We start from the raw sequence: 17,015 nt of genomic DNA on the forward strand, positions 1-17,015 counted from the left end.
GTTAATGGAAAAGTTTTTCCAAGGTATTCCTTGCTTGTGGCAATGCCAAAACGATGGCCTTATCATTTAGCTGCAAATTGAAATCTCCATCCGGGATGAACACTTCCTCGCCTCGGATTACACCCGCCACAATGGCTGAATCAGGGATATGAAGATCTCTCAAAGGATGCTTTGTGAGTCTGTTATTTTTACAAACACTATACTGAATAAATTCCGCATCCACCCCATAAATTCCAGACACCGCTTCTACGGTACCTTTTTTAAGAAAGCGAGAGATCTCATTGGCAGCTACCAATTTTTTATTGATCAGGGAATCCACCCCGATACTATGGGAAATATGGATATACTCACGAGTATCCACGTGGGCTATGGTTTTGTAAACCCCATGATTTTTTGCGGAAAGACTGGTGATAATATTGGTTTCAGAAGAATCCGTCAAAGCTAAAAAGGCATCCATCTGCTCGAGGCCCTCTTCGATTAAAAGCTCGATATTTTTATAATCACCTGTAATTACGAGGGTGTTTTTCAGATGCTCAGCAAGCCATTTACACCTTTCCTTGTCTTTATTCACCAAGGTCACTCTGAATTTGTCTTCAAGCCTTAAAGCGGTGGTGAGAGCCATATCATCGCCTCCGATGATCATTACATTCTTTACTGCTACCTTTTTCTGACCTACCAATTCCAGAACACTTTCCGTATTCTTTTTATTCGAAATAAAGAAAACGTGATCCCCATTTCGAATAATGGTACTTCCCCTTGGAATAATTGTCTTTTGATCTCTTAAAATTGCTATGATTCTAATATCATCGAAAATAGGATCAGAACTCATATCCATAATCCTTTGATCCACAAGAGCATTGGATTTATCCAAGGTGATCCCAACAATATTCAGCTTTCCACCTCCAAAATCGAAGACCTCAGTAAAACTGGAATTCTCAATCATATTGAAGATTTCCCGGCTACAGAGCATGGTTGGAGAAATTAGATTATCAATTCCAATATTCTCGAAATACTTGATATTCTCTTCGTTCAGGTAACTGTGATTTCTGACTCGCGCCATTACACGCTTTGCACCAAGCTGCTTAGCTAATACGGCTGTTACGAGATTGGTTTTCTCTGAGGTTGTTACAGCCAAAACCATACTTGCATTGGCTACATCTGCTCTCTGCAAAACCTCAAAGGAGGTTGCGTCTCCCTGGACGGTTAAAACGTCCAGCTTTGAAGAGACATAATCCAATACCTCTCTGTCAGTATCTATAAGGATGATGTCCTTATCATCGTAACTTAATTGCTCAGCCAAATGATATCCCATATCCCCTGAACCTGCAATTACTATATTCTGCCCCATGTAGGATTGTACTATTTCGAAGCCAAAATTAACATCTTTATCAATGTCAATAAGACTTTGAACAGTTTCTTTTTGATTTCAGAGACAAAACCATGATCATGACCCAATAATTCATTGTGCGCCAGCAATTAACAAATCTTAATCTAGAAGCTTAGAGCGTTCATCTTCAGTGATTTCCTCCACATCTTTTAGCTTCCTCTGAATAGCCCTTGTCCTGGTTCCGATTAGCTTATCAAGTTCGGAATTCGCCTCATTCAATTTTCTTTGAGTCTTATCCAAAAGATCTCCAAACTTGGAAAATTCAGTTTTCACAGCTCCTAGAATTTGCCAGACTTCAGAGCTTCTTTTTTGAATGGCCAAAGTTTTAAAGCCCATCTGTAAACTATTCAACAAAGCCGTCAAAGTGGTGGGACCTGTGATGACCACCTGATAATCCATTTGAATTTTCTGGACAAATCCCGGTTCACGAAGGAGTTCCGCGTACAGGCTTTCCATGGGCAGAAATAAGATCGCAAAATCAGTAGAATGCGGAGGCTGAACATACTTATTGCGAATATCAGAAGCTGCTTTCTTTACACTTTGAAATAACTCGAGCCGATAAGCATTAATCAATTGATTGTCAGTGCTTTCATAAGCATCAACCAAGCGGAGATAAGATTCTTGTGGAAATTTAGAATCAATGGGCAATAGAACCGGATGATTATCTCCTGGCATCTTAATCGCAAATTCTACCCGCTCCCTGCTATTGGGAAGAACTGAAGTGTTTACGAGATATTGTTCTGGACTCATTACATTCTCCAAAATTGCCTGAAGCTGAAACTCACCCAGAATCCCTCTTGACTTAACATTGGTTAGAACCTTTTTTAAATCTCCTACTCCCTGAGCCAAATTCTGCATCTCACCCAACCCCTGCTGAACCGCTTGGAGTTGTTTATTTACCATTTCAAAGGATTGACCTAGCCTTGCTTCCAGAGTCTTCTGAAGCTTTTCATCCACAGTCTCTCTGATTTTTTCCAGGCGTAGCTCTGTGGAACTTAAAAGGTCTCTCTGATTTTGATTTAATTCTGTAAGCTTTTCCTTTTGGGCTTTATTTAGTGACTCAACGTTTTGCTGGAAGAGCTTTCCAAAATCCTTTAACCCATCTGACTGATTTCTCGAATTCCTGTCCAAACTATCCAAAACCAGAGCAAATTGCTGGGTAAGGTTACTTTGGGATTCCTTCCTTAGTGAGGCTAGCTCCGCGCTTATTTCCCTACGTAAAAGGGCAAAATCTTCATTTAATAACCTCTGGGACTGCTTATTCCTTGATCTGATAACTAGAAATACCAGAATGAAAATTTGAAAAATAAGAATAGCAATCAGTAAGAAATCACTCATTTGAAGAAATCAGTTTAGGGGAAGAAAAGTAACCGTTTCTGATCTCTACCCCTAAAAAAGCTAAATATTCTCCGACAGATTCCGTCGGAATCTCCTCCATGGGTACATGTCCTGCATTTTCGAAGACTTTCAATTTTGACCCTTTAATAGAAGTCTGCAAGGCTTGCCCATTTCGAAGGGGTATCCAATTATCATACTTCCCCCAGGTAATTAAAGTAGGCATAGTCAGATTGTCGTAATCAATAGTTGTTTCCCTTGGAGCCATTAGTCGATCCAGTGTAGCTTGTCTATTTCCTTCACGAAGCATTAATTCATAATAGCGATCAATCACTGCCTCTGAAATTTTTGTTTCATCAAAATAAACCTGCTCCATATTCATTTGGAAAAGAAATTTTGGGGTACACTTCAAAAGGAGCTTTGAAAAGACAGGGTTTCTGGCAAGCTTGAAAATAAAGGCTTCGTCCCTTCCAGAATCTTCATTGGAATCCAATGTTCTGGGTTCCTCAACCCCTTTAGGAGCTGCAGATGAATTCAGTAAATTCAAGGATTTAACCAGTTCAGGATGATCACTGGAAAGCTGCATGGCCACTGCTCCTCCCATAGAATTACCAGCAATATGAAAGCTTTCCAAATCCAATTTTTCAGCGATTCTTCGAATCAAAATGCTGTAATCTTTCACTGAGTAATGCTTACCCTCACTTGGTCCAGTCAGTCCATGTCCTGGTAAATCAAGAGAAATGGTCAGAAAATATGGGCTTAATTCTTTTTGCCAGATGTCCCAGGTGTGAAGAGAGGAAAAACTCCCATGCACCAAGATCACAGGTTCCCCTTCGCCCATGAGGCGTAAATGAACCTGCTGGCCATCTACATCAAGAAATATGGATTCCGCAGTTTGATATTTTTCCTGAACGTACTCAGGAGAAAGATCCGGACGATAAAGGGTTAGCAGAAAAAATATTACTGCTAAAACCAGAAAGACAATAACTCGAAGTGCCTTTTTCAACATAAATAAAATTTAGAATATCATAAGTTAAACAGAGATTGTACCATAATTTCTATTTTTAGTAAAATCGAGTCCTTGAACATCAAAGAAATTTTTAAATCCATCGGACCAGGCCCCATCGTGGCTGCCGCATTTATTGGGCCAGGCACAGTCACAGTTTGCACACTCGCTGGGGTTAACTGGGGATACAGTCTAATGTGGGCTATGCTCATCTCCATCCTAATCACCGGCTTTTTACAGGAAGCCTCTGGACGGCTTGGGGTGATCACAAAAAAAGATTTAAGTGAAATCCTGAGAGATTCTGATTTGGGAATACTACTAAAGTGGTTTGCTCTTCCTTTGGTACTACTGGCGATAGCCCTTGGAAATGCCGCCTATGAATCCGGGAACCTTACTGGTGCTGCTCTTGGTCTGGATGTGATTATTAACCCTACAAAGGTAATACCTGAAACCTTTTCCATCAAGCCAACTAACCTGCTGGCGGGTGTTCTGGCTCTTGCTCTTTTATGGTATGGTTCATTTAAAACCCTGCAAAACGTACTGACCGGACTAGTCATCGTTTTATCTGTCTCCTTTTTGGTCACTGCTTTTATGGTTTTACCAGAAATTACCACTCTAGCAAAAGGCTTTATACCAAGGGTAAACTCTGAAAACCTATTGCTCATCGCCTCTATAATTGGAACGACCGTGGTACCCTACAATCTCTTTCTTTACGCCAGCCTGGCAAAAAAGCAGTGGGAAGCCGCTTCTGAAATAGGAGCTATGCGCAAAGACATCTGGATTTCTGTTGTTCTAGGTGGGATTGTCTCAATGGCAATTATAGTCGTTGGAGCCTCGAACCCCAGTACTGAGATCAATTCTGTTGTGGATCTTTCGAAAGGATTGGAATTAACCTTAGGAAAAACTGCCAAATATTTAACTGCTATTGGCCTATTCGGAGCAGGAATCACCTCTTCTATCACAGCCCCTTTGGCCACAGGTCTGGTGGTTTGCGGATTATTTGGGTGGGATCAAAATATCTCCTCAAAACCCATGAGATGGGTTATGATTTCTACAGTCTCTCTTGGTTTAATTTTTTCTTCATTTGGAATCACACCGGTCCAACTAATAGTCACGGCACAGCTGGCAAATGGAATATTGCTTCCCTTGGTGAGTGGTTGGATACTTTGGCTTTCAGCCCAAAAAGGGATCTTGGGAAAGTACGCCACCAGAAGAAGTGGGCTTATTTTTGGGGTTTTGATTTGGTTAATGACCCTGGCCTTAGGTATAAAAAGTGTAAGCCTGGTTTTTGCTTAGACAGAATTAAAGATCGGCCTGGCCAAATGTATCTCCCTGACTTAAATCTCCAGTAGCAAAACCTTTTGAAAACCAAGCCATACGTTGTTTGGAGGTTCCGTGAGTAAAAGAATCTGGAACCACTCTTCCTGTGGCTTGTTTTTGCAACCTGTCATCCCCTATAGCATTTGCTGCATTAAGAGCCTCCTCAAGGTCTCCTTGTTCCATCATTGCCGCAGTCTTCTGACTATGGTGTGCCCATACACCTGCCAGAAAATCAGCTTGCAATTCAAGCCTGACAGAATATTCATTGTACTCTTTTTGACTCACGCTACCCCTCAATTTTTGCACTTCATCGGTTATCCCCATTAAATTTTGAATGTGATGCCCTACTTCATGGGCTATTACATACGCCCATGCAAAATCACCCGGGGCATTTAGCTTAGTTTCCATTTCTTTGAAGAAGCTGAGATCGATATAAAGCTTTTTGTCCGCAGGACAATAAAAAGGACCCGATGCACTTGAAGCCATTCCGCATGCCGAGGAGACAGAATTTGTAAACAACACCAGCGTGGGCTCTTCATAATTATCTATCAAACTGCTCCAAACCACTTCAGTATCATATAAAATGGTGGCACAGAAATCAGCCATTAATTCCTCTTCAGGGCTGGGTTGGTAGTCTGTAGCAACTTCAGTAGGAACACCTGTACCTCCTACAAATCCCCCTATGAATGATAATGGATTCGTTCCTGTCAGGAAAGAGATGACCAGCAGAATTCCTACAATGACCAGTCCGGTTTTTGAAAAGAGAAATTTAATCAGGGGTACAATAAGGTAGGGGTTAATACCACCACCTGGGCGTCCGGCACTCTGGCCACGACGATCCTCCACATTAGTACTTTTCCTTCTACCCTGCCATTTCATGCTTTATAAAATTCTGAGGTAATAAAATTAAAAAATACGCTAAATAATTGTTGCACTAGCCTTAAATTACTTTCTAAAGTTAATAACCCAGTAGATAACCATGAAAAATACTTTCCCGAAACTCTTATTTTCTCTTATTCTAATTTCTTTTACCGTTCCGGCTTGGAGCCAAATTGGTGTCGGTGCAGAACCCATAAAAGGTGCAAAGCTATATATGGATGGCACCCGCGAAATGCTTGATAAGCATTGGGAATATTGGGAAGGCCCAAGATTCTCCACAGAAATGCCAATTAAATGGTTGGATGCCAAAGACCCGGTTACTGGAGAGCCCGTGATTAGCAGTAATGATCCTGCGGCAGCTGGTGGGCTTTACGGTGCAGCAGATATTGTAACCAAGGATAAATTCGAAGACTTTCGTGCCCATGTGGAATTTTTGATCAATGAAGAAGGTGGCAACTCTGGTGTTTATCTCCAAAACCGTTACGAGGTTCAGATTTTAGATGGCGACTATGGAATTCATGGAATGGCGGCATTAATTAATGAGCACCTTCCTTCAGAAGAAGCTTACAACGGCGTTGGAAAATGGAACTCGTATGATATCATGTTCCGTGCGGCCCGATTCAAAGATGGGAAACTGGTCGAGAAACCAAGAGCTACAGTTTATTTCAATGGAGTAAAAATCCATGAAGACAAAGAAATTCAGCAGGTTTGGGGCGGACCCAACTCTGGATTGGATGGTGGAAATGACGGTGGCAAAGGGATCACTGATCGGCCAGGAGGATTAAAACTACAGGCTGAGGGATATGACGTTATGTATCGAAACATCTGGATTAAAAAGATGAAGCTAAAGGCTCCTGATACAAACTTTTAAACTTTTGTTTAAAACAAATTAAGAAGGCTTTCCCCATCGGAAAGCCTTCTTAATTTTTAATCCAGGAAATGGAGCAGGTATCCATTCCAATCATTTGCCAATCTGCTACTTCTAAATCTAAGTTTGCTAAAGTCCCGGGAGACATATTTCTGTAATCCGATCCCGTGAGCTGCGCTAATAAAAGAGAAATGATAGGATTGTGTCCTACCAATAGACATGAATTAACCCTTTCCGGTAATTCCTCGATCATCGAAAGAAGGTCTTTCAACTTCCCTGAGTAAATCTCCTGACGATATTCTTTCTCCGTAATGGATATTCCTTCCTCAATGACCTGAGCAGTCTGTCTGGTTCTTTGCGCCGTAGAACAAAGCATATAATCAATACTCGGAACTTCCTTGGCAACTTCAAGGGTGAGTTTGATCAATTGATGAATTCCATTAGGTGTCAATTCCCTATTGAAGTCTGTGGTCTTTGCAAAACCAGCCTCACCGTGTCTTAATAAAAATAGTTTTTTCACTCCCTGTATCTAAGATAAACTACACGATTTAAGCATCAAAAACTCATCCAATTCCTTTGCTCGGCGAACTATTAATTTGGAGGAGAAAACAAAGCCGTCTATTTTTGGCTTGTTCAATCGGATAAAATTCCGGAATAAAAAACCGCACAGATGTCAAAAAACCTAGTAATAGTCGAGTCCCCCGCCAAAGCGAAAACCATTGAAGGTTACCTTGGAAAAGACTTTAAAGTAGTGTCCTCATATGGCCATGTGCGTGATCTACCAAAGGGTGATAAAGCAATAGATAAGGAAAATAAATTCAAGCCGACCTACGAAGTTACGCCTGACAAAAAGGAAGTAATCAAAAACCTAAAAAAACTAGCTAAGGATGCAGAGACAATCTACCTGGCAAGTGATGATGACCGTGAAGGAGAAGCCATTTCATGGCATTTAAAGGAGGTTTTGAATCTAAAAGATGAGTCCACCAAAAGGATTGTGTTTAGGGAAATCACGAAAAATGCAATTTCTAAGGCGATCGAAAATCCCAGAGGGATTGACTATGACTTAGTGAATGCCCAGCAGGCAAGAAGAATCCTAGATCGATTAGTGGGCTTTGAGCTCTCTCCTATACTTTGGAAGAAAATAAAAACAGGACTATCTGCGGGAAGAGTTCAATCTGTAGCAGTTCGACTGATCGTAGAACGTGAGCGGGAAATTGAAAAGCATAAAGCGGTTTCCAGCTTTAAGATTACAGCCATTTTTACCGCTGATGGAAAAAGCTTTAAGGCAGAACTTCCTAAGAAATTTGAGACGAAAGAGGAAGCTGAAGAATTTTTAAAGAAATGTCTCGACGCCAATTTCTCCGTAGAAAATCTTGAGAAAAAGCCTGCAAAGAAATCCCCTGCTCCTCCATTTACTACTTCAACCATGCAACAAGAGGCGAGCCGAAAGTTATATTTTTCGGTTGCTCAAACTATGTCTGTTGCTCAGAAGCTATATGAAGCGGGTAAGATCACCTACATGAGAACAGACAGCCTGAACCTTTCAAATGAGGCTATGGCTTCTGCGGAGAAGGAGATTAAGAGTGCTTATGGTGATGATTTTCATAAGCCAAGAAAATATAAAAGCAAGTCTGAAGGTGCTCAGGAAGCTCACGAAGCCATCAGACCTACCGATTTCTCTACATTGCAGGCTTCAGGAGACAGAAACGAACAAAGGCTATATGAGCTTATCTGGAAAAGAGCAATTGCTTCTCAAATGGCAGACGCCAAACTTGAGAAAACTACGGTAACCATTGGGATTTCAAATCAACCCCAAAAGCTCGTTGCGAATGGTGAGGTGATTAAGTTTGAAGGATTCCTTAAAGTTTATTTAGAGGATACGGACGACGAGGAAGATGAGAATGAAAAGTCAGAAAAGGGTATTCTTCCTCCTATTCAGGTTGGTCAAAACCTTGATTTAGTAGAGATGAAAGGGCGAGAATCATTTACCAGATCAGCCCCAAGATATACCGAAGCTTCTCTTGTGAAAAAGCTTGAAGAACTTGGTATAGGGCGACCCTCTACTTATGCACCTACCATCTCTACTATACAAAAACGAGATTACGTCATTAAGGAATCAAGGGACGGTAAGGATCGTGATTATGTAGAAATGTTGATTGCCGAAGGCAAATTCAAAGAAGAGAAAAAGACAGAAATCACAGGAGCGGAAAAGAATAAACTTTTCCCTACCAATATTGCCATGGTGGTAAATGACTTTTTGGTGGATCATTTTCCAAATGTGATTGATTTTAATTTCACAGCCAGAGTAGAAAAGGAATTTGACGATATCGCCCATGGAGGGGTGGTATGGCAGGATATGATCGACAACTTCTACGGTAAGTTCCATCCTAAAGTAGAGGAAACCGAACAGGTAGCTAGAGAGGATATCAAATCCAGTCGATTGATCGGTAAGCATCCTGAGAACGGCAAACCAGTCACGGCCCGGCTAGGCAGGTTCGGACCTTTGGTTCAGATTGGGGATAGCGAGGATGAGGATAAAAAATTCGCAAGTCTCAAGAAAGGTCAATTCATAGAAAACATTACTCTTGAGGATGCTTTGGAGCTCTTTAAGCTCCCTAGAGATGTTGGGATGTTTGAGGATAAAAAAATGGTCGCAGCTATAGGACGTTTCGGTCCTTATATCCGACATGACGGTTCTTTCGTTTCCCTTCCAAAGGAATATGACCCCCTAAGCGTAACAGAGGAAGAGGCGATTGAGTTAATCAAAGCAAAGCGTGAGGCAGATGCCAAAAAGCATATCAAAACCTTTGACGAAAACCCGGACATCCAATTGCTAAATGGTAGATGGGGGCCCTACATCAAATTCGGAAAAAAGAATTATAAAATTCCAAAGGATAAAGTAGCTGAAGATTTGACTTATGAAGAGACGGTTGAAATAATTGAAAACCAACCGGAACCGAAAAAACGAGGTCGATTTGCCAAGAAAAAATAAAAGCTCAATGAAAGAAAAAAGGCCAGCAAAACTGTTAAAAACGCTTTTGTTGGCCTTTTTTTTATTTCCTGTTTTTCAGGCCTTCGCCCAAAACAAATTCTATGGGCGAGTGGTAGAGGCCAAATCCAAAACACCGGTTCCCTATGTTACGATTTACTTGAATAATACCACTTTTGGGGCTGTTGCTAATCTGGAGGGGGAGTTTGAGATAGATGTGCCTGATGGAAATTATGAAGTCATCGTGAGACTTTTAGGCTACGAAACGCTTACATTTTTTATCAATACAAATCAATTAGCACCACAAGGTTACAGAGTTGAACTTTTGGAAAGTGAACAGGAGCTGGAGGAAATTCAGGTAGAGGAGGAAAGGGATCCCAGCTGGTATAGAAATCTTAAAACCTTTAAAAACAACTTTCTAGGATCTTCAATTAATTCCAGAAAAACAGAGATTCTTAATGAAGAATCATTGATCCTTAATGCAGAAAGCAGCCCAGGAGAGCTTGTGGTCAGTTCAACTGAGGTTCTAAAAATTGTGAATGAGAACCTTGGGTACCAAATAGATTATATTCTGAAACAGTTTAGTTTATCGAGAAAAGAGGGAAGAGTTGTTTATGGTGGTAATGCCCTATTCAGAAATGACGAAAGTTTAAATAATAGGAAGCTCAAAAGAGTCATTAAAAATAGGGATCGGGCTTATTACGGAAGTATTCAGCATTTAATGCAAGCGCTATACTTTGGGAAAGCAATAGAACAAGGGTACATTTTCAAAGAAATCAGAAGAATACCCAACCCTGAAAGACCGTCTCAAGAGTTGATTGATGAAGCGAAGAAAATATACTCAGCATCAGAAAATCAAGAAGTTAAAGACTCACTTAGAATTAATTTTCTCAATAAGGAAAAATTACCTGAGTTTGCCCGTCAGTTGATTGATACTGAAATTAGCCCTGACTCCTTCATTCGCCGAACCGATGATGGAAGGGTTTTTCTGGAGATTAAAGATTTGATTCAGGTGTCTTATCTTAAGGAAAATGAGGAAATAAATTATGTAGGATCAGCGAATGCAAAGAATGTTTCATTTCAAAAAAGCATAATCGACCAGCTTAATTCTGATTTTGAAATATTCCCAAATGGTACGTATTCTGACACATTTGGCTTACTTTTCGAAGGATACATGGCATGGGAAAAGGTAGGAGATTTGATGCCATTGGACTACTTGCCCGAGAATATTCCTTGGAGGGCTGAATATTAAGGTTACCTTCCCCCGGTGAGTAATATCTAATTTTTTCCCCATCTTAGAAGGTATCATTTCTCTTTTTAAGTGAAAAATAAAAACACATCTATTGTCTCTATTGCACTTATAGTAGCACTGGGAGGACTTTTAATGGGGTTTGATGCTTCTGTTATCTCAGGAGTTGTAAAATTCATTGAACCAGAGTTTAACTTAAGCTCCTTAGAGCTAGGTTGGTCCGTAGCATCCTTAACACTAACAGCGACTTTGGCTATGATGCTAGCTGGACCATTAAGTGATAAGCTTGGCAGAAGGACAGTTCTAAGGTATGCAGCGATTCTTTATGCTATTTCGGCTATCGGATCTGCCTTGGCACCCACCTTCATTTGGCTAGTAGTAGCAAGGATGGTTGGCGGTTTTGGTGTTGGAGCATCTTTGATTTTAGCTCCCATGTACATTGCCGAAATTTCTCCTCCTCAACTTCGGGGACGTATGGTTTCTTTCAACCAATTGAATATTGTAATAGGTATTTCGCTGGCATTTTTCACCAATTACCTGATTCTCCAATTAGGAAAAAGTGATGCAGAGTGGGCATTGGCCCTAAAGTTTGATGAAAATAACTGGCGATGGATGCTTGGGTTAGAAACCCTACCGGCTGTGCTTTATTTTCTGGGATTATTTTTTGTTCCGAGAAGCCCGAGATGGTGTGTTATGCATGGAGAAATGAAGGAAGCTTACAAGACCATTTCTCGATTGGCCAGTGAAGAGGTAGCCAAAAAACAAATCAAGGACATTACTTTAGCGATTGCTTCGGAAGCAAATGAAGACAAAGGAAACTTCGTAGACCTCTTTGCTCCTTCTATGCGGTTGGTTCTCACCATAGGAATAGTTGTGGCTATCCTCCAACAAATCACAGGAATAAACTCTGTGTTTTTCTATGCTCCATTAATTTTTGAACAGAGTGGATTAGGAACAGATGCGGCCTTTGTACAAGCTATTTTAGTAGGGTTGGTGAATTTAGGTTTCACCATTTTGGCCATGATATTCATTGACAAGCTAGGTAGGAAACCTCTCCTTACCTTCGGAGTGGCAGGAATAGCGATTGCTATGTTTTTGTTATCCTATGGCTTCCAGAGTGCAACTTTCACGCTCCAAGAAAGTGTCATTTCCACTCTTCCCGAAGGAGTGAGAAGCTTTGAATGGAATGAAATAGTGGGCAACACTTATGAATCTGAAGGAGAATTTCAATCTGCAGTTGAATCCATAATTGGCAAGGAACTTTTTATTGAAAACAAAACTGACTTAGTCAATTCGTCCATTCAGATGAATACTATGCTGATTTTATTCGCAATCCTAGGGTTTGTAGCGTCGTTTGCAATTTCAATTGGACCAGTAATGTGGGTGCTTTTTTCAGAATTATTCCCAAATAGAATACGTGGAATCGCCATTTCCTTTGTAGGATTGATTAATTCAGCAGTAAGCTTTTTAGTCCAGTGGATTTTCCCTTGGGAATTAGAGGTATTGGGCAGTTCAATAACCTTTCTCATTTATGGAGTTTTTGCGGCGTTTGGATTGGTCTTCATTGTTAGAGTAATCCCTGAAACGAAAGGAAAATCATTGGAAGAACTAGAAGAAGAATTGGTAAAATGAAGCAAAAAATGGTCGTGCTTTCTGGGGCAGGTATTTCCGCTGAAAGTGGAATAAAAACTTTCCGTGATAGCGGCGGACTTTGGGAAGGTCATGATGTAATGGAAGTAGCGTCCCCTCAAGGCTGGGCAAGAAATCCAGAGTTAGTTTTGGATTTCTACAATCAAAGGCGAAAACAGGCACGTAATTGCAAGCCTAATGGGGCTCATCATGCCTTGGTAGAATTGGAAAGGGAATTTGATGTACACATTATAACCCAAAACGTAGATAACCTTCATGAGAAAGCTGGTTCATCAAAGGTTTTACATCTTCATGGAGAACTGTTTAAAGCCCAGAGTTCACTTGATCCCAAACTCATTTATGACCTGTCTATCATTGACATAAACCTTGGAGATAAATGTGAGAGAGGAAGTCAACTTAGACCAAATGTAGTATGGTTTGGAGAGCCGGTTTTTGCTATGGATCCCGCTATTGAAATTACCAGAAAAGCCGATCTGTTTTTGGTAATAGGAACATCCCTTCAGGTTTATCCTGCCGCCAGTTTGATAGATTTTGTCCCCAAATCTAAACCCATTTACCTAATTGATCCGCAACCGATTACAACCTACAATCGCCAAAATGTAATACAGATCCAAGATAAAGCGGTAAATGGCATGGAAAGGTTTAAATCCATACTAAATAAGAGGTAGTGGTTTTAAACAAACTTCATTTCTTATAAATTACACGTTCATCATTTTTAACAGGTAAATATGAAGTGGCCTGAAATCAAATTCGAGGAGAGCGAGAATACTTTTGAACTTCTCCATCAATGGACTCAAATAGTTGGTAAAGTCAGACTGAAGCTTTCACCAAGAAAAAATCATTCATGGCATGTCACCTTATACCCCAATTCAGAAGGCCTCACAACTGGCCCCATACCATATGAGCCAGGTATTTTTGAAATTAAATTCGATTTTAACAGGCATGAGTTGAAGATTAAAACCAGCTCAGGACGTCAGGATAAATTTGCTTTGGCGGGTCAGACGGTGGCTAGCTTTCATGAGCAATTGATGGAAAAGCTGGATTATCTGGGAGTGAAAGTAAAGATTAACAACACCCCAAATGAAATTCCCAATGCCATACCGTTCCCAAAAAACACCAAGAGAGTTCCATATAATCCCACAGCGGCCAAAAATTTCTGGAAAGCTCTGATTTGTATAAAAAGGACTTTCTTGGAGTTCGGTGAGAATTTCGCCGGAAAATGCAGTCCCATTCATTTCTTTTGGGGATCGTTTGATTTGGCATTTACGCGATTTTCAGGAAGACTTGCCCCAAAGTTTGAGGGTGTTTTACCCAATATGCCGCAAAGCATAATGCAGGAAGCATACTCCCATGAGCTCTTTAGTGTAGGTTTCTGGCCTGGAAATAAAGATTTCCCAGAACCCTCATTTTATGCTTATATCTATCCAAACCTACCCGAATTCCGAAAAGAAAAGGTAAAGCCAAAGGAGGCCTATTGGAATGACAATCTCGGGGAATTCATGCTTCCTTATAATGTGGTGCAAAAATCAGCCAATGGTAACAAAACTCTTTTAGAATTTTTAAATTCAGCCTATGATGCGGGTGCTAAGGTCGCAGGCTGGGACACTGAAGCTCTTGAAACCAAATTCTAAGAGGTAAAAATTAATGAATCGAAAAGTTGCTATTATAGGTGCAGGACCCTCTGGGATTACTGCTTTAAAAAATTTATTGGACAAAGGAATTGAAGCTGTCGCTTTTGACAGGAATTCGGATGTAGGTGGAAACTGGATTTATTCTGAGTCAGAAAGTCACTCCAGCGTATTTGAAACCACCCACATAATTTCGTCTAAGACCCTTTCCCAATACGAAGATTTCACCTTCGATGAATTTGATCCGGAAACTTCTGATTATCCCTCACACGATGAATTAAGACGATATTTCCAGGCTTATGCCAAAAAATTCGACCTTTACCCTTTCATTCGATTCGAAACCATGGTCAAATCCTGTAAGTGGATAGATGATCAAACCTGGGAAATTACTATAGAAAAAGACGGAATCGAGGAAAAGGAAATTTTTACAGATCTGGCAGTATGCAATGGGCATCATTGGAAACCTAGATATCCGGATTATCCGGGGGAGTTCACTGGTGAGTTTATCCATTCCCACCACTTTAAGAAAGCAGCTCCTTTTAAGGATAAAAAAGTGCTGGTTATCGGTGGAGGGAATTCAGCTTGCGACGTAGCGGTGGAAACTTCCAGGGTCAGTAAAAAAACAGCCATCAGTTGGAGAAGAGGATATAGAATAGTTCCAAAGTTCTTTTTTGGAAAACCATCAGATAAAGTGGCTGAACGAACCAAATGGCTTCCAGTGGAAGTCCGCATGTGGCTGAATCAGATTTTATTAAAAATCATGATTGGTGATAATGAAGCCTATGGGCTCAGGCCGGTAACTGAACCATTTGGTGCTACTCACCCCACGATCAATGATGAACTTCTGCACAAAATCAGACATGGGAAAGTTAAACCACGGATGGATATTGAACGCTTTGATGGTAAAAAAGTCATTTTTGAAGATGGAAAAGAGGAAGATTATGATGCAATTGTAGCTTGCACGGGTTACTGGTTAAGCCATCCGTTTTTTGATCCGGAATTCATTGATTACAGCAAGGGCCCTGTACCCCTTTATTTAAAAATGTTTCATGAAAAATACCCCAACCTATTTTTTATAGGGATGTTCCAGCCATTGGGATGTATCTGGCCCGGAGCAGAGCTCCAAAGTAAAATTATGGCTAGAAACCTGAGCGGTGAATGGAAAAGACCGGAAAACATCCAGGAGCTTTGTGAAAAGGAAGTAAAAAACCCTCATTTCAAACAAGTCAATACTCCAAGACATACCATAACCGTCGATTATCATTTGTTTATCAAAGCCCTGAAAAAGCAACTACCAAAAGAATATGTTTCTAAATCAAAGCGGAAATCAAAGCTAGTTTCTTCATAGATTTAATCTCAACCCTCAATTATGAAGCTAAGCTTTCCTCACCCTATTATTATCCTACTCTCCTTTGTAGTGATATCCGCTCTTGCAACACTGATTATTCCTTCGGGTGAATTTGATCGGGTGCTGGATGAACAAACCGGAAGAGCTGTGGTGGTACCGGGAAGCTACCATGAGATTGAAGACAGGAATGCCAGCGTTTATGATATCTTCCTTGCTGTGCCAGAAGGCTTTATTGAAGGAGCAGATATCATTGTACTAATATTGCTTTTGGGTAGTTCCTTTTACGTCATCGAAAAAACAGGAGCTTTGGAGGCAGGTTTGACAGCTTTAATCTCTTCTTTTGGTAAAGCTAAATCTCTTCTCTTTTACCTTCTCTCCATATTCTTTGCTCTTTGCGGGGCGACTTTTGCCATGCAGGAAGAGATTATTGCTTTGGCACCAGTCCTTGTGATTTTTGGACAAAGAATTAATTATGATTTAAGAAGCGTAGTAGCCATTGTGTTGGGTTCCTCATTGATTGGAGGTAGCTTCTCACCCATGAACCCTTTTGGTTCTCTTTTGGCATTAAATACAGCTGAACTTGATCCTTCTGAGGGATTCATTTACCGCCTAGCCTTTTTGGCCTTGGCCATTCTGATCTGGACTACCTATCATGTCCGAGCTGGAAAATTAAAGGGAGCTACAAATGATGAGACGGAAATATTATCCAATACTCCCCTTAGCCTACGACACAAAATTATTCTTCTTTTGACACTTGGAGGAATTGGGGCAATGGGCTGGGGAATAGTCATTCAGGATTGGGGCTTTAATGAAATGTCCGCATGCTTTTTTGCAGTAGGAATTGCTGCAGGTCTAGTAGGAAAACTTGGACCTAATGGCACGGCGAAAACCTTTGCTGAAGGCTTTGGAGAAATGATTTTTGCAGGGGTAATAGTCGGGCTTGCCAGAAGCGTGTACTTAATTCTCCAGGATTCCTTAATTATTGATACTATTATTTATGGATTATTTCAACCCCTGGAATCGCTGCCTACACCACTAGCAGTGACAGGGATGTTTATAAGCAATTCACTAATTCATTTCCCTGTTCCAAGTACATCTGGCCAGGCCTTGCTTACTATTCCCCTGGCGGGTCCTCTCACCGATCTTCTAGGTCTCTCCCGACAGGTGGCAGTATTTACTTATCAATATGGTGCGGGACTTGTGGATGTATTTTCACCGACCAATGGCGGCATGATGGCAGTCATTGCGGCAGCCGGTATTAGCTATAATTATTGGCTGAGGTACATTTGGAAACCAATATTGATTATTATGGCTTTGGGCCTGATGGCCTCTATTCTTTCAATTTATTCTTTCTAA

14 protein-coding genes are annotated in these 17,015 nt (G+C 40.7%); 9 read left to right on the forward strand and 5 right to left on the reverse strand.

The features are described 5' to 3' along the window. Position 1: 1 nt before the first annotated feature. The 3 genes from trkA to QVH07_RS10790 all read right to left on the reverse strand — a co-directional run bounded on the left by trkA (position 2) and on the right by QVH07_RS10790 (position 3,731). Entirely contained in the window at positions 2-1,348 is a 1,347-nt protein-coding gene (trkA, locus tag QVH07_RS10780; RefSeq protein WP_290000290.1) for a Trk system potassium transporter TrkA, read from the reverse strand. Between the two features lie 138 nt (positions 1,349-1,486). Further along, entirely contained in the window at positions 1,487-2,725 is a 1,239-nt protein-coding gene (locus tag QVH07_RS10785) for a DNA recombination protein RmuC (RefSeq protein ID WP_290000291.1), read from the reverse strand. Next, entirely contained in the window at positions 2,718-3,731 is a 1,014-nt protein-coding gene (locus QVH07_RS10790; protein WP_290000293.1) for an alpha/beta fold hydrolase, read from the reverse strand. Before QVH07_RS10790 ends, QVH07_RS10785 begins: the two co-directional genes overlap by 8 nt. A 72-nt stretch (positions 3,732-3,803) precedes the next feature. On the opposite strand from QVH07_RS10790, the gene QVH07_RS10795 reads away from it, so the two are divergent. Then, complete coding sequence (locus QVH07_RS10795) at positions 3,804-5,024, forward strand: Nramp family divalent metal transporter (RefSeq protein ID WP_290000295.1); 1,221 nt, start codon at positions 3,804-3,806, stop codon at positions 5,022-5,024. A gap of 6 nt (positions 5,025-5,030) precedes the next feature. Here the strand turns inward: QVH07_RS10795 and ypfJ are convergent, their stop codons facing one another. After that, on the reverse strand, positions 5,031-5,927 hold the full coding sequence (gene ypfJ, locus QVH07_RS10800; protein WP_290000298.1) for a KPN_02809 family neutral zinc metallopeptidase: 897 nt from the start codon (positions 5,925-5,927) through the stop codon (positions 5,031-5,033). A 100-nt stretch (positions 5,928-6,027) separates the two neighbouring features. Here ypfJ and QVH07_RS10805 point away from each other — a divergent pair, with 100 nt between their 5' ends. Further along, positions 6,028-6,798: a 3-keto-disaccharide hydrolase gene (locus tag QVH07_RS10805; protein ID WP_290000300.1), complete on the forward strand. Its 771-nt coding sequence runs from the start codon at positions 6,028-6,030 to the stop codon at positions 6,796-6,798. Positions 6,799-6,847: 49 nt separating this feature from the next. On the opposite strand, the gene QVH07_RS10810 is transcribed toward QVH07_RS10805, so the two are convergent. Continuing rightward, positions 6,848-7,315 (reverse strand): SixA phosphatase family protein, encoded by a 468-nt coding sequence (locus tag QVH07_RS10810; protein WP_290000302.1) that lies wholly within the window; start codon positions 7,313-7,315, stop codon positions 6,848-6,850. A 150-nt stretch (positions 7,316-7,465) separates the two neighbouring features. Here QVH07_RS10810 and topA point away from each other — a divergent pair, with 150 nt between their 5' ends. The 7 genes from topA to QVH07_RS10845 all read left to right on the forward strand — a co-directional run bounded on the left by topA (position 7,466) and on the right by QVH07_RS10845 (position 17,015). Next, complete coding sequence (gene topA / locus QVH07_RS10815) at positions 7,466-9,787, forward strand: type I DNA topoisomerase (protein ID WP_290000305.1); 2,322 nt, start codon at positions 7,466-7,468, stop codon at positions 9,785-9,787. A 7-nt stretch (positions 9,788-9,794) separates the two neighbouring features. Then, entirely contained in the window at positions 9,795-11,036 is a 1,242-nt protein-coding gene (locus QVH07_RS10820; RefSeq protein WP_290000306.1) for a carboxypeptidase-like regulatory domain-containing protein, read from the forward strand. Positions 11,037-11,105: 69 nt separating this feature from the next. Continuing rightward, positions 11,106-12,665 carry a sugar porter family MFS transporter gene (locus QVH07_RS10825; RefSeq protein WP_290000307.1) on the forward strand — a complete coding sequence of 520 codons (1,560 nt, stop codon included), beginning with the start codon at positions 11,106-11,108 and terminating at the stop codon, positions 12,663-12,665. Then, positions 12,662-13,351 (forward strand): SIR2 family NAD-dependent protein deacylase, encoded by a 690-nt coding sequence (locus QVH07_RS10830; protein WP_290000309.1) that lies wholly within the window; start codon positions 12,662-12,664, stop codon positions 13,349-13,351. Before QVH07_RS10825 ends, QVH07_RS10830 begins: the two co-directional genes overlap by 4 nt. 60 nt (positions 13,352-13,411) lie before the next feature. After that, a complete protein-coding gene (locus tag QVH07_RS10835; RefSeq protein ID WP_290000311.1) occupies positions 13,412-14,314 on the forward strand; it encodes a DUF5996 family protein in 903 nt (300 codons plus the stop codon). Between the two features lie 13 nt (positions 14,315-14,327). Then, a complete protein-coding gene (locus QVH07_RS10840; protein ID WP_290000312.1) occupies positions 14,328-15,659 on the forward strand; it encodes a flavin-containing monooxygenase in 1,332 nt (443 codons plus the stop codon). Between the two features lie 21 nt (positions 15,660-15,680). Continuing rightward, the gene (locus QVH07_RS10845; protein ID WP_290000314.1) at positions 15,681-17,015 is read left to right on the forward strand and encodes a YfcC family protein; all 1,335 of its coding nucleotides are present in this window, start codon (positions 15,681-15,683) and stop codon (positions 17,013-17,015) included.

It is taken from the genome of Algoriphagus sediminis (assembly GCF_030403435.1).
Lineage (GTDB): Bacteria > Bacteroidota > Bacteroidia > Cytophagales > Cyclobacteriaceae > Algoriphagus > Algoriphagus sediminis.